Here is a 20,792-nt window from a genome sequence, read left to right as displayed (position 1 = left end):
GCCATGTCGAATGAATCCCTGATCGCCAATCTCGAAGCACGCCTCAAGCGCTTCGAGGCCGAGCACTCCATATGCGCCTGCATGAATCGCTACATGGTGCTGTGCGATGCCTTGGATGCAAGCACACCTCTGGCCGAGCTGACTGGCCTATTCACGACCGACGCGGTCTGGGAAGGCAAGGGCGACAAATACGCCAACAGCTTTGGTGGTTATCGCGGTCGAGAGGCGATCGGTGCGATGTTCGCTACCTACATGAAGGCCCCTGCGCACTTCGCCCTTAACGTGCATTTCCTCACCAGTGAGCTGATTGAGATCAACGCCGACGGTGCGCTGGGCAGCTGGGTGATGTTGCAGGCCTCTACGTTCGCCAGCGGCACCTCGCACCTCAATGCGGCGCGGCTGACCGTGCATTTCGCGGAAGAGGAGGGGCAATGGCGCATGGAGCATTTCCAGACCGAGAATTTGTTCAGTCGCCCGGTGGAAGCCTTGAACAGCGAAGCGATTTTGCCCATTCCGGGCGGACCTGCAATTGAAAAGCCCGCTTAATGACCCAAGAATTTTGAGGTCGGCCAGATAAGCCGACCAGGAGCCAACCGTGAATAACTTGATCGATGTCCGTTGCGTAGATAACGACAGCCTCGACTGTGATCCCGACGCGCTGGTGCAAGCGGATCGTGTACACACCTCGCTATACACCGACGCGAAACTGTTCGACGCAGAGATGGAAAAGATTTTCTACAGCACCTGGGTTTGGGTCGCCCACGAAAGCGAAATCCCCGACGCCGGTAGCTACAAGAGCACCTACATCGGCAAGCAGCCGGTGATCGCTGTGCGTGATCGCAAGAAGCAGGTCAATGTGCTGCTCAATCGCTGCCGTCACCGTGGCGCCACCGTCTGCGAACACAAGAAGGGCAAGACCAACAGCTTCGTCTGTCCCTATCACGGTTGGGGTTACGCTCTGGATGGCTCGCTGCGCGGTATTCCCCACCCGGATAGCTACGGTGATTGCTTGGACAAGAGTGAACTGCCGCTGGTCAGTCTGCGCACGGAAAGTTATGCCGGGATGATCTTTGCCTCCTTCAAGGACGACATTGAGCCGTTGGAGGATTTCCTCGGCCCAGCCAAAAAGTGGATGGACCTGTTTATGAAGCAGGGCGCTGGTTACGGTATCAAGGTCCCGGGCGAGCACCGCTTCCGTTTCCCCGGCAACTGGAAGATCCAGTTGGAAAACACCACTGACGCCTATCACTTCCCGCTGGTACATAAGTCGTTCCTGCACTCGGTGGATCAGCAAACCATGGACATGCTCGATTTCGTCGACGGTTCTGGCTACGTCGAAGACCTGGGCAACGGGCATAGCGTAATGGTCATGATTCCTGACCTGATCGACCTGGAAGCCAACCTAGATCTGCCGATTCCAACCCGCTTCGAAACGCTAGCCCAGGAACTGCGCGACGAAGGCATCGAAGACATGCAGGTACGACGCATTGTCCGCGCGGTTGGCGGCTCGGGCTTCAACCTCAATGTATTCCCCAACGTTGCCTGCTCCATGGCGTTCTTTCGTGTATTGCAGCCGATCTCTGTGAATGAGACGGAAATTCATCATGCGGTGATCACCATGGATGGCGGGCCGGCAGTTGCCAACCGCTACCGCTTGCGCTTGCACGAGCACTTCCAGGGGCCGATGGGCTTCGGCACGCCGGACGATTCTGAGGCTTGGGAGCGTGTGCAAAAGGGGGCCGGTGCCGGTGCGGATCTGTGGATCATGCTTAACCGCGGCCTGCCTGGCGAGAAGCCGAGCGAGGACGGACTGGTCAGCGATGTGTCTGCCGAGACCGGTATGCGCGCCGCCTACCAGCAGTGGAAAAAGATGATGTCGGCCTGACCGACCAGACCGATGGGGAGTGTGAAAATGAATCTGCAACTGCTTCAGCAAGTCACCGCCTTTATATGGCAGGAAGGCGACATGCTTGATCACAGCGAATACGACGCTTGGTTGGCGATGTGGGCCGAAAAGGGCACATATATCATCCCTATCGATCCCACGGAGGAAGATTTCGAGAATACCCTCAATTACGCCTACGACGATGCCCATATGCGCCAGTTGCGCGTGCAGCGGTTGATCGGTGGCGAGTCAATTTCCACCAGCCCGCAGCCACGTACGGTGCGTTCGGCGTCAAACTTTCGCATACTTGGTGAAGAAGGTGACTGGGTGCAGGTACGCTGCTCGCAACACTTGCGCGATTTCCGCAAGGACGTACTCAAGCACTACAGCGCCGACCTCACCTATGACCTGGTGCGTAGCGGCGACAGCTTTACGATCCAGCGAAAGCTGATCCGCCTGATCAACTCCGACGATACCCTCACGGGCATCGGCTACATCCTCTGAGGGCTCGACCATGAAGCAGATTGCATTGGTCACCGGCGCCGCCCAGGGGCTGGGTTACGCCATCGTCAGCCGGCTGCTTGCCGCAGGCTACGCAGTGGTCATCACCGACCTCTCCCGGGAGCGTGCCCAGGCTGCGGCCGACGCACTTGATGCCAGGGGTGAGCGTGTACTGGCGCTCAAGTTGGACGTCACCAGCAAGGCCGATTTCGAGGCCGCCCTATACGCCACCCTGGCGCGCTTTGGCGGCCTGCAGGTATTGGTCAACAATGCGGCGATGACCATGACCACACCGCTGATGCAGATTACTCCGCAAGAGTTTGATCGTGTCATGGGCCTTAACACGCGCAGCATCTTCGTCGGTTGCCAGGTATTCGGCGCGCACATGGCGGCGGCCGGCTACGGGCGAATAGTCAACATGGCTTCGCTTGCCGGCCAGAACGGTGGCACCGCAACTGGTGCGCACTACGCTGCGTCGAAAGGCGCGATCGTCACCCTGACCAAAATCTTCGCCAAAGAGTTGGCCGCAAATGGGGTGACGGTCAACGCCATTGCGCCGGGGCCGATCGACTCGCCCATGGTGCATGCGGCAGTACCGCCGGAACGCATGGCAGGAATGCTCGCCAGCATTCCGGTCAAACGTCTGGGTGATGCAGATTTTCTCGGCGATCTGGTCGTGCAGTTGTCACGGCCTGAAGCCTACTTCACCACCGGGGCGACCTGGGACGTGAACGGCGGTTTGTTCATGCGCTGAGTTTCACCGAACAAATAATGCGACGACCGAACCAACGGTCGCGTTTTTTACTTTGACGTGCAATGCGGGTGAGCCCGAGATGATTGAAAAACTCTTGAAGGTGCAGGTACATAAGCGCCAGTTGCAGGGTGACAGTGTCGTCGTCCTCGACCTGATTCCGGTTGGTAACAATACGCTGCCGGCCTTTGAAGCTGGCGCCCACGTAGATATCCATATCGCCCCCGGTCTGGTACGTCAGTACTCGCTGTGCGGCGACCCGGCGAAAGAAGCTCTGTACCGGCTTGGCGTGCTCCGTGATCCTGCCTCGCGCGGTGGCTCCAGAGGCGTTTACGACAGGCTGGTGGAGGGGGCTGAGGTTCAGATTAGTGCGCCGCGTAATCTGTTTCCCTTGGCCCGCGAGGCGAGCCGCTCGATCCTGATCGGTGGCGGTATTGGTATCACCCCGATGATCGCCATGGCCTACGCGTTGTACGCCAAAAACGAGGATTTTGAACTGCATTACTGCGGCCGTTCCCGCAGCCACAGTGCTTTTCTCGACGAATTGCGCAATGCCGATTTTGCCGAGCGTGTACATACCCATTTCGACGACGAGGCGCCCGGACAGGCGCTCGACCTAGACCGTGTGCTTGATCAGGCCGAGGCCGGCGTGCACATCTACACCTGTGGTCCGTCCGGGTTCATGGCCTGGGTGATCGGCGAATCGCTAAGACATGGTTATTCCGATGACCATATCCATCGCGAGTATTTTCAGGTGGAAGTGGACGGCAGCGGCAAGTGCTTCGAAGTGGTCGCTGCGCGCAGTGGCAAGACCGTACAGGTCGCCGAAGGGCAGAGCATCCTTGAGGCTCTGGCAGGCGTCGGCATCAAGGTCGAGATCTCTTGCGAGCAGGGCATCTGCGGTACCTGCCTGTGTAACGTGCTCGAGGGCGAGCCGGATCATCGTGACGTGTACCTCACCGACGACGAGAAAAATGCCAACGATCAGATGCTGATCTGCTGCTCTCGCGCCAAATCGAAAAAGCTGGTTTTGGACATCTGAGGAGATAGAGCAATGGTTGACGTAAGCGGCTTCCGCAACGCGATGTCCCGACTGGGTGGCGCCGTGTCGGTGATCACCACCGATGGCCCGGCTGGTCGTTTCGGCTTCACTGCCTCGGCGGTGTGCAGTGTGACCGATTCGCCGCCGACCCTGTTGGTGTGTATGAACCGTTCATCATTCTCCAATATGCACTTCAAGACCAATAGCGTGCTGTGCGTGAATGTGTTGGCTGCTACTCATCAGGATGTATCGGGTACGTTCGCCAATAGAGATTTAAATATGGAACAGCGGTTTTCCACTGCGGCCTGGAGCACACTGGAGAGTGGTTCTCCGGTCATGGATGAGGCCCTGGTTAACTTTGATTGTCGTATTGCGCAAGTTCACGAAGTAGGCTCTCACAGTATCTTCTATTGTGAGGTGTTGACGATAAAACAAGGTCCCAGCGATGAAGGTCTTGTTTACTTCAATCGCGCCTATCACCGATTGTGCGAGGCATCCAAAGCCGCATTACTAACGCCTTAAGCAGATGGCGTTCTTGTAAGCGCGTGTCAACGTTAAGGAGTTACTTACCAGCGGGCCGATACCGTGTGCGATGGCACGTCACGCTTTGAGAGCTCGCCATACCACCGACAGCACGCATGACTTGCCAGTAGCCGGCCAGCGTGCTGGATAGACAACTCAAACCCGGAAAGTGAAACAGCCTTCGCCTCGACATTGGGCCGAAATGCATCAGCCTCAAGCTCGCGCAGAGGGTGGAACAGCATCGCATCCAGTGAGCGCAAATCCAGCCTCTGCCCTCCATATTCTGGCAAGTACAAAATTTAGGGATTACCGGGCGCGCTAAAATGGAGCGCCCTTTCCTGAATTTTAAGAGGCGGCGAGTCCGGCAGCGCAAAGACGCCCATCCGGGTGAGGTAATAAGTGACAGTATCGGGCGCGCTGCAGGTTTCTACACGATCCTTTCGATTTCATTCAACGCTGTGTTACCGAGCATCGGCAGATGTCGAGAAATCGACGACCTCAAATAATCGCGTTGCGCCCATTAAAATCTGCGGGAATCGGGCGGTCTCCATCAAGCATTTTGATAGTGCCTGCGTGAGTAGAACTGTCTGTTTTTTTGTCGGATTTAACACGTAATATTTTAACTGTTTGCAGTTAATAACCAGCGGGGTCGCGACAGTTCAGTCGGCGACGTGATTTACCAGAGTGGGCCGTTGAACGTTGGATGACGGTAGGCGCTTTGAACTTTATGAACCCATGTCTTTAATGAGATAAATGCTGAGCGCAGATAGGCCAAGTGTAACGTTAGGCCTATTGTTGTTTCTTGGAATTAACCTGCTGCCGTCGATGTGTGGTCTATTGACGCCAGCAGGCTATAACGCGCGTCGTTCAGGAACGCCGGGTTGGTGTAGCTGTAAGTAGTGAAAAAGTGAATCGCTTTGTGCAACGTTGTTCATCAATAAGCCATTGCGGCTTGTTGAGGGGTTAAAATATCTTGGCGATTCGTAGGTTGATCCGCATGTTCTCCTTGAAACCATTCTCAACGTTCAAGTCTTTCCCGAGCATGAGTTGGAGTTGAGAAGTCTTGTCAACGAAGTGGGTCACTGACATACGGCTATAGGTCGTCTTGAGTTTATCGTCCCTGCTCACGTTATTCAGTTCTGTTTCTCCTCCCTCGTAGTGACCAAGTCCCGCCGAAAAAGTGGTACTCGGTGATAGGATGTAACGCAGGTGTGTTTGCACTTCGTAGCGTGGGTCCTGTTTAAGTTTTCCGCCAGTCACAGCAGCCTCATCGTTAGGACCATATAGCGTCACGTCACCAACCGTGTCGAGCGCCCAGCGGGTACCGAAGTGCTTTACGTAGGCCAGTTGCAAAATACCGGACCAGCGATTATCGCCCAGATTTAGCGAATCGTCCCGATCGTATTTTCCTGTTGGGATTACAATGAAGGGTGCGATGCTGAACACGTCCCTTGTTACCGGGTCGAGTAGAAACTTGACGACTGGCCCTAGAGTAAGATCACCCATTCCGCTGGCGTTTCCTAGAGTAGACAGGGAACCTTTAGAGTCTATGTGCCCAAAAGGCTGTATCACGTTGAGGTCTAATGTTACTGAGGGTGACAGTTGAACGGGGCGAATGTAACGAAATATACCTATATCGGTGGTGAGTTTGTAGTTTCCCGGAACTTTATTGCCTTGAGTGTAGAGGCTGTCTCTTTCGGCGTGCTGATAATAAATCATCGCAACGTTAATACCGCCTGGGATAACCTCAAAGTCACCGGGGCCGGTTTCAAGTGCTTGGGTCGCCGGCGCTATGAGACTAACTGTCACAAATGACAGTGTGCTAACTGTGAAGCGTAATCGTTTGGCGGGAAGGCTAATCAGGTTTTTCATATAGGTACCTTGATATCAGAGGGCGGCGCGCAGCATTCCGGTTTTAGGATGACAGTTGAAATACTCAAAATGTTGTTGCGCGGCGGTGACGACGGTTACCTCGTGGTACAACTTGAGTTTGGCCGATGGCCCGAGTCGCTGGAGATAAGTCAGCGCGGCACCAAAGATGGCAACGTGAGTAGGATGTGACTCGGCCCAGAGTTCCAGGTCTGCGAGGCTTCTCCACCAACTCATGCCAAAGGTTTTTTCAATCGTTTCGCCATTGTTGTCTACCAAAGTCATGTAACGGTTAGCGTGGCATCCGATGGATTGGCCCTCATCGCGAAGGAAAACCATACCCGCCTTAAGTATCGGTTCGACGTCTTCGTTATAGAGGCGCCGCTCGTCTGCATCCGCCATTGTCCAGTCTTGGCCTGAGCGAATAAGGCAAAGGTTTTCTTGTGGCATAACCTGTGCGTGCAGGCCATTGCGAATTATTTTTGATTGCGCACCTGGCGCCAGAGGATTGGTCTGAGAAGCGGCAATACGGTCTCTCACTGCTCCCCAATAAAAGTGCTCCAGCGTGGGGCCACTCAAACCCTCAGCCAGGTAGCCAACACCTTCCAACTGGTCGGAAGAGAACAGCGATTCGAAGCGATCCATGGTGGGTGTTAGCACTTCAATGAACGTACCTATGCTACCGGCATTGCCTGTGCTGCTCTCCCCTAGAACGTCTTTAGTCCATGCGTCACCTTTGAGTTTGAACCAACTTTCAAATTCGGCCGGCTTGTCCCAATAGGCGATCCAAATATGATTAATGAATCCAGCTTCGTCCTCGTAACGCGAACGCTCTTGATGATTGGGCCCATTCAGGCTGTGAACTGCGGAGATAAGCCACTGCTCTGCCTGGAGTACAAGTGTTTCGCGGGTACCCGGCGCGTACTGGAAACCTATATAGGCCATCACCACTTGTTGGGCTTCTATGGGGAAGCGTGCGACCGTGGCCGGGATGGGAGGGGAGAAGTTATCAGGCGTGCGGGTCGGGAGCGTGCGTGGGCACTTCAGATGGCTAGGGATTGCAGATTCCATGGTGAACTCCTTGGTGTGGCCGATCATGCTGGATCGGTCGCGGTAGATTCGGTAGGCTCCGAAGTAGGCGCAGTGATCGCATCGGTTTCCGATTGCGAAGTCACAGGTAATCTGCGTGTCTTGTTCAAGATTAATCGTGTTGCGTCTGGGCGAGCATAGTGTCCCACGGGATCGGTAACAGACTTGGCAAGTGAGATGAGATCCAAGTCGATTTCGGCAATGACTAAACCCTCTTCTGATTCCGGAATAGTATTGCCTAATTGACGACCGTCAGGGCCGTAGATACGCGCTGAACCTCCACCAAGTTGTAGCATTTGACGCTGCATATCATCAGTACATACTCTGTCTTGCATTTCTTGACTGACGATCCCGCAGGGAGCAAGGACAAAACATCCACCCTCTACAGCGTATACCTGACTGACACTGTTGTTTACTTCGGCACCCAGTGCATGTGCTGCATTGCGGTACAGAGAAAAACTGGGCCATGCGCCGATATGGATTTGCTCATGTTGAGAATACATGGCGTATTTAGATAGCGGTTGAACATGCTCCCAACAGTTAAGCATTCCGATGTTTCCAATAGGTGTTTCACACACTGCTAGGTCGCTGCCGTCTCCATCACCGAACACTGTACGTTCGACATGTGTTGGTTTGAGCTTACGTCGAGTCAGTACAACTTGGCCCTCGTCGTCAATTAATGCCTGAGAAATGTAGAGACTGCCACCGTCTCGCTCGCTAAAGCCGAAAGATAGCCAGATGTTTAGGTCATGCGCTGCCTTTGCTAGACGCTTGAATTCAGGAGAGTTCACTTCCATTGAATTATTGAAATAGCGCTGAACATGCTGCATTCCCACTGCTGGGCTGGTGATCCATATCCACCAGGGATAGCCTGGAAGCCAGGTTTCCGGGAACGCGACCAACTTGGCACCTTGATCGGCTGCCTGCTTCATCAGCCCGATGGTTTTATCGATCGTACCGTCCAAGTCCATGAGTACCGGAGCGGCCTGGACAGCCGCTGCAATAATTTTTGGGTGGGTTTTGCTAGGCATGGATTTCCCTTGTTGTTGTAATACGAGTTTATGTGGCACCGATAGCGCACTCACATTGTTAAATGTATGCAGTCAAACGTCTTGTTCATGCATCTCTCGTGTTTTGTCCGTAGGTCGCGCATGCCGTGCAGAATTATGTTTCTATCAAGTAGATTTTGTTTTAAGTCTGTTGGCATGAATATTGCATTTCGTTTGTGGTAATTCCTCACGCAGTGAGATCATGATGAGACAGACTTTGACGACAGACGTTGTAGAACCCAGAGACCAGCTCGCCTATTGGACTGACGTCATCTGCTCAACCTACGTCAAGCTTGAATGTGAGTCCGGCTGTACGGAGAGCTTTATGGGTAGCATTGACTACCTTCCGTTGCCTGGGTTGGACATTTCGGTGGTTCGGTCAGGGTCTCAGCGGGTCAAGCGTACTGCGGGTCTTATTTCCCGGGCTATCGATGACTACACAATCCTTAACTTGCAGATCAGAGGGCAGGCGGTAATTTCGCAAGACGGTCGCCAAGCTATATTGGCGCCAGGCGATTTTGCGATCTACGATACCAATCGGCCCTATACACTTGAATTTAATGATGATTTTGAAGAGATAGTGCTCAAGCTTAAAAGCGACCAACTTCGATCACTTTTATGTAGAACAGAGGGTTTAACGGCTACAACTATTTCTGGCCAGAGTGGTGCGGGTAGGCTCATGGGTGAGTTGGTGCGAGGCTTGAGGCAAGAGGCTGACACCCTAACTGGGGCAACTGCTGCGGCGGTGGTCAGCGGAGTTATCAATGTCCTGGTTGGCGGGCTTCAGTCATTGCCGCTGCGTCAACACGTGGACCCTTCTGCACTGGCGGCCTATCATATCGCCCGCATCAAGCAGTGTATTGAGCACCGCAAACAAGACCCTGCCCTGCGAATAGAGGCCGTAGCAGCTGAGTTAGGTATGTCTGTAAGCCATTTGCATCGCCTGTTTAGCAGTGAGCCGCTTTCGCCTGCGCAGTACCTGTGGTCGTGCCGGCTAGGCGCCTGTAGTAAGGATCTTCTTGATCCGCGCTGGAGTAAGTTAGCAGTTTCCGAAATTGCGTTTCGTTGGGGTTTTAATGATGCCGCTCACTTCAGTCGCGTATTTAAAGATAGATATGGGTGTTCACCGAAGAACTGGCGTACTTTAGGTGGGCGCGGCTAGTGAGGCTGCCCGAGGGCTGGGATTGGGCGCAAAGGTGATGACCATCACGGAAGCTCGGGCATGAAATAAAGGCTGCCGAGGCATTTGGCTGGACACCTCCCTCGTTGATCCTGACACCGTCGGCTTGATGATCGTTCGTCCATTGGCTTTGGGTAGAATCCAATGGCGTTGCTAAGAATCACGTTTTCTTGGCCGTTGATACATCTGAAAAACAAGTCCAAAATTGAGTCTTTTCCTGCTTCAGCAAGAAAATAAACCCCTTAGATTTCAATGAGTCGGACGCCAGATGCGAGTCTCGTTTCCCGCTCCAAATATTGCGCTGCAGAGTTCCATTGAATTCTGTAAGTGATTGAAATAAGGACCTTCGGGTCCTTTTTTCGTTTCTGCGGGAACCACTGAAATCCAGCTCCATCCAGTGCTTTTAAGTCCCGATTTAAGTCCCGAATGAGGATCTTGGGTTTGGATGTGCACTGAATCGGTTTTTTGCTGGAGCGGCTTGGATAGCGAGACGAGCATCCGGTCCTGACTCTGTTCAGCAGCCTGCTATGGCACTCTCGGATACGACCGTTCGGCAAGCCCGAATCACCGGCAATGACTACACGATAGGCGACACGGACGGGCTTGCGCTCAACGTGACGGCCCGCGGTGGGAAAATCTGGCGTTTCCGATATTACTGGGCGGGCGTGCAGAAGCGCATGTCTCTCGGTAGTTATCCGCAAATCAGCCTTAAAGAAGCCCGTGCCCGACGTGATGAGGCTCGCGCCTTGGTCGCCCAAGGCATCAATCCCTATGAGCACCGTAAACAGCAGCGTCGTGCTGTTCGTTTTGCGGCAGAGCACACCTTTGAGGCCGTGTTCAATCAGTGGGTAGAGTTCCGCAGGCTGAGCCTGAAGGAAGGGCGCCAGAGCACGCTCTCGCAGATCTTGCGAATCTTCAACAAAGACGTCTTGCCCGTACTGGGTGGACGGTCCATCTACGATATCAGTCGCCACGATCTGCTGGATTTACTGAGCAGGATCGAACAGCGCAAGGCCTTAACGACAGCCGAAAAATGCCGGACCTGGTTCAACCAGTTGTTCTGCTATGCGCTGGTGAATATTGAGGGGCTGGAACACAACCCCGCTTCAGGCTTCGACGTTGTCGCACTCCCCAAACCGCCTGTTACGCACAACCCATTTCTTCGTATGGACGAGCTTCCGGGATTGATGGTTGCTCTTCGAATTACGGCGGTGCCAACCAAACACGGCTTGGCCTTCGGTTGTTGTTGCTGACCAGTGTCCGCACGGGTGAGTTACGGTTGGCGACACCCGACCAGTTCGATCTGGAGAAGCGCTTGTGGGTCATACCGGCGGAAGTGGTAAAGCAGCTCCAGTTAGCGATGCGGAAGCCAGGTAAGCAGATTCAAAATGTACCGCCCTACATTGTCCCGCTGTCGGTTCAGGCGCTGGAGATTGTGCGTCACTTGCTGGACCAGGTTGTTCCCGCGCAGCGCTACTTGTTTGCGCATCGAAGCGACCTGAGCAAGCGTATCAGTGAGAACACGCTGAATGGTGCGTTACGCCGGATGGGGTACGCCGATCAACTCACGGGCCATGGGACGCGGGCGACGATCTCGACGGCGCTGAACGAGATCGGATATCCAAAGGTATGGGTGGATGCTCAGCTTTCTCATGCTGATCCGGATAAGGTAAGTGCGGCTTACAACCATGCGGAATATGTCGAGCAGCGCCGGACGATGATGCAGGACTGGGCGAATGGTCTGGATCTTTGGGGGCAGGGTCAGCCAGGGAAATATTATCTGGAAAAGGTTCACTTGCCATGTTGCCGGTCGAGTTGAGGTTTAAGCCCAGCGATCGGAGCTCACAAGATCCCACTAATGGAGAAGCAACCTCGCGAGTCGCGCCGGGCCAACACCAGCCGAGAGTCTAACAAGTTAAGCATCTGTCATTCCGTTCGACCGCCGAGCACTTCAGCCACCCAATCGGCGATATATTGTCCGGCATTGATACTGTTGTCGAAGCTCGAATGCTGCACGCCCCCCTCACGTTCGGTGAAAATTTTCAGCTCGCGTTTTGGGCTGTTGACCAACTGTTCGTAGGTGCGGTGGGCCCACTTCAATGGAATCTGCGAATCCTTTTCACCGTGGGTGACCAGGAAGGGGACATTGATGCGGTCCAGGATGCCGTCCAGATGAACGTTCTCGGCGATGGTCATGAACTCGTCCGTGTCCTTGGCCCCCCAGACCCAAGACACATGCGACCAGTAATGCGGCACCGGGAAGCTGCCTTCCTTTTCCAGGCGACGTTTCTGTACATCACGCCAGTCATGGTTGGCGCCCCACACCACGCCGCAAGCGAAGCGCGGCTCGAAGGCTACCGCGCGCGGGCAGTAGTATCCGCCGAGCGACACACCTTCCAGGCCAATGCGTTTGGCGTCGACATCGTCGCGGGTTTCCAGCCAATCCACCACGCGGCTGGCCCAATGTTCGCTGTCGAAGCGCGCGGTCAGGTTGTGTAGGCGCAATGCTTCGCCGGTGCCGGGTTGGTCGATGATTAATGCTCGACTAGCGACGCTTCAAAGGGGAATGTGGGTGGTCGACAAGACCTGACGCAACCCCATGAACGATCGAATCTGGCGAACCCCAGGCAGGTAAAGCAACTGCTCCGCGTGGAGCCGGTTGAAACTGTTGCTGTCCTTGGTTCGTATCAACATGAAGTAGTCGAACTCCCCCGTCACCACATGGCACTCCATGCAGCCGGACACTTTTTGTGCGGCTGCCTCGAATGCGGCGAAGGATTCCGGTGTGGAGCGGTCCAGCACCACGCCGATCAACACCACCATCCCCGCATCCAGCGCCACAGTGTCCAGCAGTGCAACGATGCCTTTGATCAGGCCAACTTGCTTGAGCCGCTCGACGCGCCTGAGACACGCCGGTGCACTCAATTTCACCTTCTCTGCCAGCGCCACATTGGAGATGGAGGCATCTCGCTGCAGGGCCTTGAGAATGGCGCGGTCGGTTCGATCCAGCGGCTGCGGCATCGGGGTTGATACGCTTGGCTTCCTGCGAGTATTTATTGCGTTCATAACTGTTTATTCGCAATTAAAGTATGTTCGATATTTATAGCGAGAAATTATAGTTCTTTAAGTGCTAGAAGTTTGCAACACATCTTTTTGGAAATCTTCTTAATATTGAACTCATCGAAGCCCGTCTGAAAGAACCTGGAAGGCAACCTTTGCCTTTCGGTCTGGCGCTTTGATGTCCAGTAATCAAGGAGCAGCGTCATGAACTTGAATCGTTTTAAACGTTATCCGTTGACCTTCGGTCCTTCTCCCATCACGCTCTTGAAGCGCCTCAGTGAACACCTGGGTGGCAAGGTCGAGTTGTATGCCAAACGTGAGGACTGCAACAGTGGCCTGGCCTTCGGCGGGAACAAAACGCGCAAGCTGGAATATTTGATTCCCGAAGCCATCGAGCAGGGCTGCGATACCTTGGTTTCCATCGGCGGTATCCAGTCGAACCAGACCCGCCAGGTGGCCGCCGTTGCCGCTCACCTGGGCATGAAGTGCGTGCTGGTGCAGGAAAACTGGGTGAACTACTCCGATGCGGTGTATGACCGCGTTGGCAATATCGAAATGTCTCGCATCATGGGCGCCGAGGTACGACTGGACGCCGCCGGGTTCGATATCGGCATTCGGCCCAGCTGGGAGAAGGCCATGGACGATGTGGTGGAGCGGGGCGGCAAGCCGTTTCCGATACCGGCGGGTTGTTCCGAACACCCCTACGGCGGCCTTGGGTTCGTCGGCTTTGCCGAGGAAGTGCGAGAGCAGGAAAAACAACTGGGGTTCACGTTCGACTACATCGTGGTCTGCTCTGTGACCGGCAGTACCCAGGCCGGCATGGTCGTCGGTTTCGCCGCGGACGGCCGTTCGAAGAACGTTATCGGCATTGATGCCTCGGCCAAGCCGGAGCAAACCAAGGCACAGATCCTGCGTATCGCCCGGCACACCGCAGAGTTGGTGGAACTGGGCCGTGAGATCACCGAAGACGACGTCGTGCTCGATACACGTTTTGCCTACCCGGAATACGGCTTGCCCAACGAAGGCACGCTGGAAGCCATTCGTTTGTGCGGGAGCCTGGAAGGTGTGCTGACCGATCCGGTGTACGAGGGAAAATCCATGCACGGGATGATTGAAATGGTCCGCCGTGGTGAGTTCCCCGAAGGCTCGAAAGTGCTGTATGCGCACTTGGGTGGGGCGCCTGCGCTGAATGCCTACAGCTTCCTGTTTCGCAACGGCTGATTAACGCCAATAACCAGGGAGCTCACGAAGCGATGGGTGAGTCGGCATCAATATTGAATGTCACGACCCCATCGTCGAATCGCCACCCGGAGCACGTTGCTCCTATCCAACCGCCGGGAGTACCGCCATGCATGCGATAACGCAATCCGCAGTCTGGATCAAGGAGCCTTCGGCGGATGCCGGAGTGGTGATCGTTACCAGCGCCGCGTTGCCCCCGTACATGATCGACAAGCTGCACGTAGCGATAGATGAGTGGGACCAGGTGGCTTATTTAGCCGTCAAACAATCCGAGGCGTTGAGGCTCGACTGGTTGCTGGCAGGGTCCAGCCCGGAGCCGTCTGCCGGGGGCTACGCGTGCCATGCCAGCCAACTGCTGCGCGGCGTCTCCCACGGCAGCTTTTTACTGGATGTCGAAACTGGCACGGATGCCGGCATGACCTGGCTGGGATCCGTCTTTGGTCATCCGTTGCGCGTGGTCGAACTTGGAACAATAGCGTCCTCCACTGCGCACATGGATCAGCAGGTGGAGGCGGTGTTAGCGGCGACCCGAAGCCTGGCGAAAAGCGTGTTGCAGGCACGCGGCGTCATTTAACTGATGTCCTGGTCAATTTGCCTGTTGAAACAATAAAGGCATCGCTTATGAGCCAAACTGCCGATTGTCGTCCCAACGCAATGAAGTGGATGCGCGAGCCGTCAAGTTGCACGCGCATCGTGGTCATCGTGTGCGGACTTGATAGCGTTCATATTGACTTGATTCATCAAGGGTTCAGCTGTTTTGACAATGTTGCGCTGCTCCATGTCGATACGGTGGACACCGTGCATGGCAAGCGCGTTGATGTGCAAGTGGTCAAGAGTGACTGTTCTTTTGTAGTGCTCGGTGAACTTGATGAACATTTATTGCATGGCCTTTCCATGGGCAAACGATGCATCTACTCCATAGCGCCAGACGGGACGGCCGAATGTTCGGTCATTGCAGCAGTAGAACAGGTCAAAAACTTTGCCAGAGTAAGCCATTCGCGCCACCTTGAAGCGATACCCGACAGCGGCAGGAGCTGCCTGTGAGCCTGTCGGGTCCCCTGACCTCGGCGACGCGTAGAAACCCATGACCTCAAACGCTGTCGCCGACCGCCAGAATGGTCGCCACCAGGGCCAGGGCGCGAGGCACCAGGGTGTCCAGTTCCAGGTATTCACGCTCAGTGTGGACCTTGCCGCCCACTGGACCGAGCCCGCACAGGGTTGGAACGCCCAAGCTGGCGGTGAAGCCGGAGTCGGCGCAACCACCGGTGAATTCGCCTTCGACGCTGAAGCCCAGCGCCAGTGCTTTTTGTTGGTAGAGGTGCAGCAGTCGTTCGCTGTGGCGTGCTTCCATCGGTAGAAAGGTCGTCGCTTCCTTGAGGACGGCGCGGGTGCCGATCACTTCTTCTTCGGCGACGATGGCCTGGATTGCGCTGAAGATCCGATCCCAGTGCTTGAGTTCGATGAAGCGCACGTCCAGCCGCGCGCAGGCGCTGGGCGCGACGGTATTGCTCGACGTACCGCCGGATATCAGCCCAACGTTAGTGGTGATGCCTGCCGGGTAATCGGTCAAGGCATGCAGCTTGACGATCTTGCGGGCCAGGGCCTCGATGGCGCTGGCCCCGTCGGCATGGTTGACCCCGGCATGCGCCGCGCGGCCGCTGACTTCGATGATCAGCGTAGCGCCGCCTTTGCGTGCGCTGACCACGTTGCCGCTGGCCCGGCCGGGTTCGGTATTGAGCACGGCGCGGGCGGCACGGGCGGCGTTTTCGATATGGGGCCTGGCGCTGCCGGAGCCGATTTCTTCGTCGCCGGTGTACAGGACCTGCACCGGATAGGGCAACCGGCCGGCGCGCTTGAGGGCCATGAGGGCGAAGCAATTGAGCACCAGGCCGCCTTTCATGTCGGCGACACCAGGGCCATAGGCGAGGTTGGCGTCGCGGCTGTAGCCGCGAGTCGTGGTGGTGCCTTTGGGGAACACCGTGTCGCGATGGCCCAGCAACAGCACCGGTTTTCCAGAATCGCCTGGCACTTCGGCGAGCAGCACGTCACCAAAACCCTCGACCGGCATGTGCTTGAGCAGGATGCCGTCGGCTTGCAGTTCAGCCGCGAGCAGCGCGCCCACAGCGTCGACGCCCGCCTTGTCATAGCTGTTGGAGTCGGTGTCGACGATACGCTGCAGCAGCGCCTCCATGGCTTCGCGCTGGTCAGCAAGCCAGTCCAGGGCCTGTTGTGGCGTGGCGCTCATTGCGCCTGCTCCCGTAACTGATGTTCCCGCGTCAGGCGTGCCGCGTCGTTGCCCAGGTCCCAGAACAGCCCGGCCATGATTTGCAGGCTTTCCTTGACCACCGGTGCCAGCAAGTGCTCGTTCGGCGCATGTTGCGAGCACGCCGGGTACGAGTGCGGCACCCACAATGTTGGCAAACCGAGCACGTCCGCGAACACGTCGTTGGGCAGCGAGCCACCGAGGTTTGGCAGCAGCGCAGGTTTTTTGCCGGTGGTCTGTGCCAGGGAACTGAGCGCCCAATCGACCCAAGGGCTCTGCGGATCCAGCCGAGTGGCATGCATCACATCAATGCGGCTTTGCTTGACCTCAACATTGCTGAAGCCATGCGCATCCAGGTGGGTACGTACCGCCGGGATAAAGGTCGTGTAGTCGCTGTCGACCACGAAGCGGATATGGCAGTGGGCGTTAGCCTTGCCGGGAATCGCATGCACCGGGGCGTCTGGGTTGCCGGTCTTGAAGGCGATGACGTCGAGGGTGTTCCAGCCGAACACCTTTTCGCTCAGCGAAAGCGTCGGGTTACCCCAGTTGGCGTCGATGTCCGGATCGCCCGGTCCGCCACCAACGGCAATATCGGCCAGTGCCTGTCGAACCGGCTCCGGCAGTGTCTCGGGCATCAGGCCTGCAACTTTCACCCGACCGTGTTCATCGACCATGCTCGCGATGGCATTGGCCAGGATGATGCCTGGATTGGCCAGCAACCCGCCCCAGTTACCGGAGTGATGAGCGCCTTCACGCAAATTGACCACCAGCTCGAAGTTGAACACCCCGCGTGAGCCGAGAAAAATCGTCGGGCGTGATGCCGCCAGGCGCGGGCCGTCCGAGGCGATGAAAATATCCGCTGCAAGCTCTTTGCTGTGCGCGGCACAGAATGCATTCAAGCCCGGCGAGCCTTCTTCTTCGCCCATTTCCAGCAGCAGCTTGACGTTGAAACCCAGCTTGCCATCGCGCGCCTTGAGCGTTTGTTCCAGGGCGGTCAGGTTGATCAGGTGCTGGCCTTTGTTATCCGCCGTGCCGCGGCCGTACCAGCGATCGCCTTCGGCAATGACTTGCCACGGCGACAGTCCTTCGCGCCATTGCGCCTCATAGCCGCGCACCACATCACCGTGGCCGTAGCTGAGCACGGTCGGCAGGTCCGGGTGTTCAATGCGCGTGGCGATCATGAAGGGGCCGCGTTCTGCCACCGGGTTGTCATGGATCTTGACGCTGAAACCCATCGCCTCGACATGCGGGGTGATGAACTCATTGAGGTAGCGATACAGCTCGGGCTGGCTGTCCGCTGCCTGGCTTTCGGTGTGCAAGGCGACGCTGCGTTGGAGCAGATTGAAGAATTCGCCGTTGTCGAATTGCGCTGTGGTGTTGCTGATAGCCAGTGAACGACTCATGAGTGGACAAGCTCCAGTGTTTGGGCAGAAGTGTCGTGAAGGTGGCAACGCACGTTGCCGCCGATAAGCGGACCGTTGGCCGGGTAGGCCGTTTTGCAGGGAGCGAAGCAGCTCGGGCAGCGCGGATGGAAGGCGCAACCGGACGGCGGTGACATAGGGTTGGGGAAGGTGCCATGCAGACCGATGTCGGGAATGCCCAGGCGCGGATCGGGCGTGAGCACCGAATCCAGCAAGGCGCGGGTATAAGGGTGGCCGGGTTGAGCGAACAACGATTCGCGCGTGCGTTCTTCGACGATGCGCCCCAGGTACATCACGGCGACCCGGTCGGCGAGGTGTTCGATGACCGCCAGGTTATGGCTGATCAGCAGATAGGTCAGGCCGAATTCGCGCTTGAGGTCCTGCAGCAGATTGAGGATCTGCGCCTGCACCGACACATCCAGCGCTGAGGTGGGCTCGTCACAGATCAACACGTCAGGGCGCATGATCAGCGCTCGAGCAATCGCGACCCGCTGGCGTTGCCCGCCGGACAGCTGGCTCGGGTAGCTGTCGATCACCCGCTTGGGCAGGCCGACCACATCAAGCATCGCCTCGGTCTTCCTGCGGCGCTCGGCGGTGCTGCCGATGCCATGCACGATCAGCGGCAGGGTAACGATTTCGCGCAGGGTCTTGCGTGGATTCAGCGAGGAATACGGGTCCTGGAAAATCGGCTGAATACGCCGGGACATTTCCTTGCGATCAGTCGCCGCGAGGTGTTTGCCATTGACCAGCACATCGCCGCTGGTGGGCGGCAACAGACCGAGCAGCATCTTGGCCAGGGTACTTTTGCCGCAACCGGACTCGCCCACCAGACCGAGGGTCTCGCCACGCATCAGGCGCAGGGAAACACCATCCACGGCCTTCAGGGTGGCGGCGGGTTTGAAAAAGCCCGTGTTGATCCGAAACTCGCGGCGGATGTCACACAGCTCCAAAGCGATGTCTTTTTTCATGACCTTGCACGCTCCTGAAGGCGAATCGGTGCCGGGGCCGGGGCGGCGAGCAGGCAGCGCGCCATGTGCCCGTCCTGTTCGACTTCGGGGATGTTTTGCGCGCAGGCCGGGATCGCCTGGCCGCAACGATTGCGGAATGCACACCCTTGCTGTTCGCCGACCAGACTCGGCACCAGGCCTGGAATCGAACCCAGCGCCTCACCCGGTTTGGTCCGGCCAGGGATTGGAATACTCGCCAGCAGACCCCGGGTGTACGGATGCTGCGGGTTCTCGAACAGTTGCAGGGCAGGGGCGGTTTCGACGATTTCCCCGGCATACATCACGGCGACCCGGTCGGCGATCCGTGCCACCAGTCCAAGGTCGTGGGTGATGAAAATCACCGCCAGGCCGAGTTCTTTCTGAATGTCGCGGATCAAGCGCAGGATCTGCGCTTGAATGGTCACGTCCAGCGCCGTGGTGGGCTCATCAGCGATGATCAGGTCCGGTTCGCACATCAACGCCATGGCGATGATCACCCGCTGGCGCAGCCCGCCGGAAAGCTGATGCGGATACTGACGCAAGCGCTCGGTGGCATTGCTGATCCCGACCTTCTCCAGCATCTGCGCGGCTCGCGCCAGGGCCTCCTTGCGTGAGACCTTGCGATGCTGAGTCAGTACTTCGCTGAGTTGATCGCCAATGCTGTAGGCCGGGTTCAGCGAGGTCATCGGCTCCTGGAAGATCATCGCCAGGCGGTTGCCGCGCAGGTCGCACATGCGCCGCTCGCTCTGGCCGAGCATGTCGATGCCGTCCAGCGTCAGCCGGGACGCGGTGCGTTTGGCCTTGCGTGGCAACAGGTCCATCAACGCCAGCGAAGTCAGGGATTTGCCGCAGCCGGACTCCCCGACGATGCACAGCATTTCACCGCGCTCGACTTCAAAATTCAGACCGCGTACGGCATGCAGCGTGTCATCCGGCGTCGGGCTGTTGCCCATGGGGATGTCCACACGCAGGTTTTCCACATGGAGTAGTGCCATGTTCGGTGCCCTCTATCAGTTACGGCGGTCTATCAGTTACGGCCGTCGGGCAGAATCAGGTCGCGCAGGCCATCGCCGACGAGGTTGATGCCCAACACCAGAATCATCAGGGCGACGCCGGGAATGGCGATGACCCACGGGGAAAAGAACATGTAGGGCTTGCCTTCCGCGATCATCAAACCCCAGGACGGCGTTGGCGGTTGTACGCCCACCCCGAGGAATGAGAGGGCCGACTCCAGCAGGATCGCGTGGGCCATCTCCAGCGTCGCGACGACGATCAGTGCGCCGACCAGATTGGGCAGGATTTCACTCACCAGGATGCGCAGTGTCGAGCAGCCGAGCGCCTGGGCCGACGCGACATATTCAGCATCGCGAATCTGTTGCACCGAGGCCCTGACCACCACCGCGAAGCGATCCCATAACAGGCAGCCGAGCAGCACGATCACCACCTTCAATGAGCCGCCCATCAGCGAGGCCGAGGCCAGCGCGACCATCACCACCGGCATCGCCAGCCGGGTAGTTATCAGGTAGCTGATAAACCCATCGACCTTGCCGCCGTAGTAACCTGCCAACAGCCCCATGACCGTGCCGATAAAGCCGGAAATCAGCGCCGCTGCAATGCCGATGAACAGCGAAATACGTGCGCCGTAGAGCAGCCTCGACAGGTAGTCACGGCCCAGCTTGTCGGTGCCGAGCACGTATTCCCAGGTGCCGTTGGCCATCCATACCGGTGGTTTCATGCGCAGCATCACGTCTTGCGCATAAGGGTCGTAAGGTGCCAGCCACGGCGCGAACAGTGCACCCGCGAAGATGATCAGCAACAACACCGCGCCGATGGCGAAACCACGATGACGCAAGCTCTTGCCAAGAACTCGGCTCAGGCTGCTCGGTGGTGGCAGGTAGTCATTGATCGCGAGGGTAGTGGGGATGCTCATGTAGT

General features: G+C 57.0%; 19 protein-coding genes and 2 pseudogenes. 11 read left to right on the top strand and 10 right to left on the bottom strand.

The features are described from left to right. Positions 1–3 precede the first annotated feature (3 nt). From HCF10_RS04545 to HCF10_RS04520, 6 genes are all read left to right on the top strand, one after another. A complete protein-coding gene (locus HCF10_RS04545; protein ID WP_104912553.1) occupies positions 4–546 on the top strand; it encodes a nuclear transport factor 2 family protein in 543 nt (180 codons plus the stop codon). Positions 547–604: 58 nt separating this feature from the next. Next, complete coding sequence (locus HCF10_RS04540) at positions 605–1,885, top strand: aromatic ring-hydroxylating oxygenase subunit alpha (RefSeq protein ID WP_199772223.1); 1,281 nt, start codon at positions 605–607, stop codon at positions 1,883–1,885. 27 nt (positions 1,886–1,912) lie between these two features. Beyond that, positions 1,913–2,389 carry an aromatic-ring-hydroxylating dioxygenase subunit beta gene (locus tag HCF10_RS04535; protein ID WP_029300021.1) on the top strand — a complete coding sequence of 159 codons (477 nt, stop codon included), beginning with the start codon at positions 1,913–1,915 and terminating at the stop codon, positions 2,387–2,389. A gap of 10 nt (positions 2,390–2,399) precedes the next feature. After that, positions 2,400–3,140, top strand: coding sequence for an SDR family NAD(P)-dependent oxidoreductase (locus HCF10_RS04530; RefSeq protein ID WP_029300019.1), 741 nt, complete (start codon positions 2,400–2,402; stop codon positions 3,138–3,140). A gap of 79 nt (positions 3,141–3,219) precedes the next feature. Beyond that, positions 3,220–4,179 carry a PDR/VanB family oxidoreductase gene (locus HCF10_RS04525; RefSeq protein WP_029300016.1) on the top strand — a complete coding sequence of 320 codons (960 nt, stop codon included), beginning with the start codon at positions 3,220–3,222 and terminating at the stop codon, positions 4,177–4,179. A gap of 12 nt (positions 4,180–4,191) precedes the next feature. Continuing rightward, entirely contained in the window at positions 4,192–4,701 is a 510-nt protein-coding gene (locus HCF10_RS04520; RefSeq protein WP_029300014.1) for a flavin reductase, read from the top strand. Positions 4,702–5,664: 963 nt separating this feature from the next. On the opposite strand, the gene HCF10_RS04515 is transcribed toward HCF10_RS04520, so the two are convergent. Genes HCF10_RS04515 through HCF10_RS04505 form a run of 3 tightly spaced genes read right to left on the bottom strand, consistent with a single transcriptional unit; the run spans position 5,665 to position 8,690 of the window. After that, positions 5,665–6,573 (bottom strand): transporter, encoded by a 909-nt coding sequence (locus HCF10_RS04515; RefSeq protein ID WP_167654964.1) that lies wholly within the window; start codon positions 6,571–6,573, stop codon positions 5,665–5,667. Between the two features lie 15 nt (positions 6,574–6,588). Then, the gene (locus tag HCF10_RS04510; protein WP_029300010.1) at positions 6,589–7,641 is read right to left on the bottom strand and encodes a phenylacetaldoxime dehydratase family protein; all 1,053 of its coding nucleotides are present in this window, start codon (positions 7,639–7,641) and stop codon (positions 6,589–6,591) included. 23 nt (positions 7,642–7,664) lie between these two features. Next, positions 7,665–8,690, bottom strand: coding sequence for a carbon-nitrogen hydrolase family protein (locus tag HCF10_RS04505; RefSeq protein ID WP_029300008.1), 1,026 nt, complete (start codon positions 8,688–8,690; stop codon positions 7,665–7,667). Positions 8,691–8,910: 220 nt separating this feature from the next. Between HCF10_RS04505 and HCF10_RS04500 the strand changes: the two genes are divergently transcribed. Both HCF10_RS04500 and HCF10_RS04495 read left to right on the top strand, forming a co-directional pair. Next, the gene (locus HCF10_RS04500) at positions 8,911–9,870 is read left to right on the top strand and encodes a helix-turn-helix domain-containing protein (RefSeq protein ID WP_317146896.1); all 960 of its coding nucleotides are present in this window, start codon (positions 8,911–8,913) and stop codon (positions 9,868–9,870) included. A 545-nt stretch (positions 9,871–10,415) separates the two neighbouring features. Beyond that, positions 10,416–11,653: pseudogene (locus HCF10_RS04495) on the top strand (tyrosine-type recombinase/integrase); the annotation flags it as partial. Between the two features lie 161 nt (positions 11,654–11,814). Here HCF10_RS04495 and HCF10_RS04490 read toward each other — a convergent pair. Together HCF10_RS04490 and HCF10_RS04485 are read right to left on the bottom strand one after the other, a co-directional pair. Then, positions 11,815–12,429: pseudogene (locus tag HCF10_RS04490) on the bottom strand (alpha/beta hydrolase family protein); the annotation flags it as partial. Between the two features lie 15 nt (positions 12,430–12,444). Then, positions 12,445–12,954, bottom strand: a complete 510-nt coding sequence (locus HCF10_RS04485) for an Lrp/AsnC family transcriptional regulator (RefSeq protein WP_131698884.1) — start codon at positions 12,952–12,954, stop codon at positions 12,445–12,447. A 198-nt stretch (positions 12,955–13,152) separates the two neighbouring features. Here HCF10_RS04485 and HCF10_RS04480 point away from each other — a divergent pair, with 198 nt between their 5' ends. The 3 genes from HCF10_RS04480 to HCF10_RS04470 all read left to right on the top strand — a co-directional run bounded on the left by HCF10_RS04480 (position 13,153) and on the right by HCF10_RS04470 (position 15,231). Continuing rightward, positions 13,153–14,169, top strand: coding sequence for a 1-aminocyclopropane-1-carboxylate deaminase (locus tag HCF10_RS04480; RefSeq protein ID WP_167654963.1), 1,017 nt, complete (start codon positions 13,153–13,155; stop codon positions 14,167–14,169). A 127-nt stretch (positions 14,170–14,296) separates the two neighbouring features. Further along, positions 14,297–14,761, top strand: coding sequence for a transketolase (locus HCF10_RS04475; RefSeq protein WP_167654962.1), 465 nt, complete (start codon positions 14,297–14,299; stop codon positions 14,759–14,761). A gap of 47 nt (positions 14,762–14,808) precedes the next feature. Then, positions 14,809–15,231 (top strand): hypothetical protein, encoded by a 423-nt coding sequence (locus HCF10_RS04470; RefSeq protein ID WP_167654961.1) that lies wholly within the window; start codon positions 14,809–14,811, stop codon positions 15,229–15,231. 46 nt (positions 15,232–15,277) lie between these two features. Here HCF10_RS04470 and HCF10_RS04465 read toward each other — a convergent pair whose 3' ends face one another. The 5 genes from HCF10_RS04465 to HCF10_RS04445 are packed head-to-tail and all read right to left on the bottom strand — an operon-like array spanning position 15,278 to position 20,787. After that, a complete protein-coding gene (locus HCF10_RS04465) occupies positions 15,278–16,432 on the bottom strand; it encodes a M20 family metallopeptidase (protein ID WP_131698880.1) in 1,155 nt (384 codons plus the stop codon). Beyond that, entirely contained in the window at positions 16,429–17,853 is a 1,425-nt protein-coding gene (locus HCF10_RS04460; protein ID WP_131698879.1) for a M20 family metallopeptidase, read from the bottom strand. The genes HCF10_RS04465 and HCF10_RS04460 overlap by 4 nt, the downstream gene beginning before the upstream one ends. Next, complete coding sequence (locus HCF10_RS04455; RefSeq protein ID WP_131698878.1) at positions 17,850–18,839, bottom strand: ABC transporter ATP-binding protein; 990 nt, start codon at positions 18,837–18,839, stop codon at positions 17,850–17,852. Before HCF10_RS04455 ends, HCF10_RS04460 begins: the two co-directional genes overlap by 4 nt. Beyond that, the gene (locus HCF10_RS04450; RefSeq protein ID WP_131698877.1) at positions 18,836–19,852 is read right to left on the bottom strand and encodes an ABC transporter ATP-binding protein; all 1,017 of its coding nucleotides are present in this window, start codon (positions 19,850–19,852) and stop codon (positions 18,836–18,838) included. The genes HCF10_RS04455 and HCF10_RS04450 overlap by 4 nt, the downstream gene beginning before the upstream one ends. A gap of 32 nt (positions 19,853–19,884) precedes the next feature. Further along, a complete protein-coding gene (locus HCF10_RS04445; RefSeq protein ID WP_131698876.1) occupies positions 19,885–20,787 on the bottom strand; it encodes an ABC transporter permease in 903 nt (300 codons plus the stop codon). Positions 20,788–20,792 lie beyond the last annotated feature (5 nt).

The sequence above is a fragment of the Pseudomonas sp. B14(2022) genome (assembly GCF_012030485.1).
Lineage (GTDB): Bacteria > Pseudomonadota > Gammaproteobacteria > Pseudomonadales > Pseudomonadaceae > Aquipseudomonas.
The sequence above is the reverse complement of the archived record's forward strand: the minus strand, read 5'-3'. Positions and strand labels throughout refer to the sequence as shown.

Coding starts and splice junctions, on each gene's coding strand:
- HCF10_RS04545 (WP_104912553.1), top strand. CDS start 4: ATGTCGAATGAATCCCTGATCGCCAATCTCGAAGCACGCCTCAAGCGC.
- HCF10_RS04535 (WP_029300021.1), top strand. CDS start 1,913: ATGAATCTGCAACTGCTTCAGCAAGTCACCGCCTTTATATGGCAGGAA.
- HCF10_RS04530 (WP_029300019.1), top strand. CDS start 2,400: ATGAAGCAGATTGCATTGGTCACCGGCGCCGCCCAGGGGCTGGGTTAC.
- HCF10_RS04525 (WP_029300016.1), top strand. CDS start 3,220: ATGATTGAAAAACTCTTGAAGGTGCAGGTACATAAGCGCCAGTTGCAG.
- HCF10_RS04520 (WP_029300014.1), top strand. CDS start 4,192: ATGGTTGACGTAAGCGGCTTCCGCAACGCGATGTCCCGACTGGGTGGC.
- HCF10_RS04515 (WP_167654964.1), bottom strand. CDS start 6,573: ATGAAAAACCTGATTAGCCTTCCCGCCAAACGATTACGCTTCACAGTT.
- HCF10_RS04510 (WP_029300010.1), bottom strand. CDS start 7,641: ATGGAATCTGCAATCCCTAGCCATCTGAAGTGCCCACGCACGCTCCCG.
- HCF10_RS04505 (WP_029300008.1), bottom strand. CDS start 8,690: ATGCCTAGCAAAACCCACCCAAAAATTATTGCAGCGGCTGTCCAGGCC.
- HCF10_RS04500 (WP_317146896.1), top strand. CDS start 8,911: ATGATGAGACAGACTTTGACGACAGACGTTGTAGAACCCAGAGACCAG.
- HCF10_RS04485 (WP_131698884.1), bottom strand. CDS start 12,954: ATGAACGCAATAAATACTCGCAGGAAGCCAAGCGTATCAACCCCGATG.
- HCF10_RS04480 (WP_167654963.1), top strand. CDS start 13,153: ATGAACTTGAATCGTTTTAAACGTTATCCGTTGACCTTCGGTCCTTCT.
- HCF10_RS04475 (WP_167654962.1), top strand. CDS start 14,297: ATGCATGCGATAACGCAATCCGCAGTCTGGATCAAGGAGCCTTCGGCG.
- HCF10_RS04470 (WP_167654961.1), top strand. CDS start 14,809: ATGAGCCAAACTGCCGATTGTCGTCCCAACGCAATGAAGTGGATGCGC.
- HCF10_RS04465 (WP_131698880.1), bottom strand. CDS start 16,432: ATGAGCGCCACGCCACAACAGGCCCTGGACTGGCTTGCTGACCAGCGC.
- HCF10_RS04460 (WP_131698879.1), bottom strand. CDS start 17,853: ATGAGTCGTTCACTGGCTATCAGCAACACCACAGCGCAATTCGACAAC.
- HCF10_RS04455 (WP_131698878.1), bottom strand. CDS start 18,839: ATGAAAAAAGACATCGCTTTGGAGCTGTGTGACATCCGCCGCGAGTTT.
- HCF10_RS04450 (WP_131698877.1), bottom strand. CDS start 19,852: ATGGCACTACTCCATGTGGAAAACCTGCGTGTGGACATCCCCATGGGC.
- HCF10_RS04445 (WP_131698876.1), bottom strand. CDS start 20,787: ATGAGCATCCCCACTACCCTCGCGATCAATGACTACCTGCCACCACCG.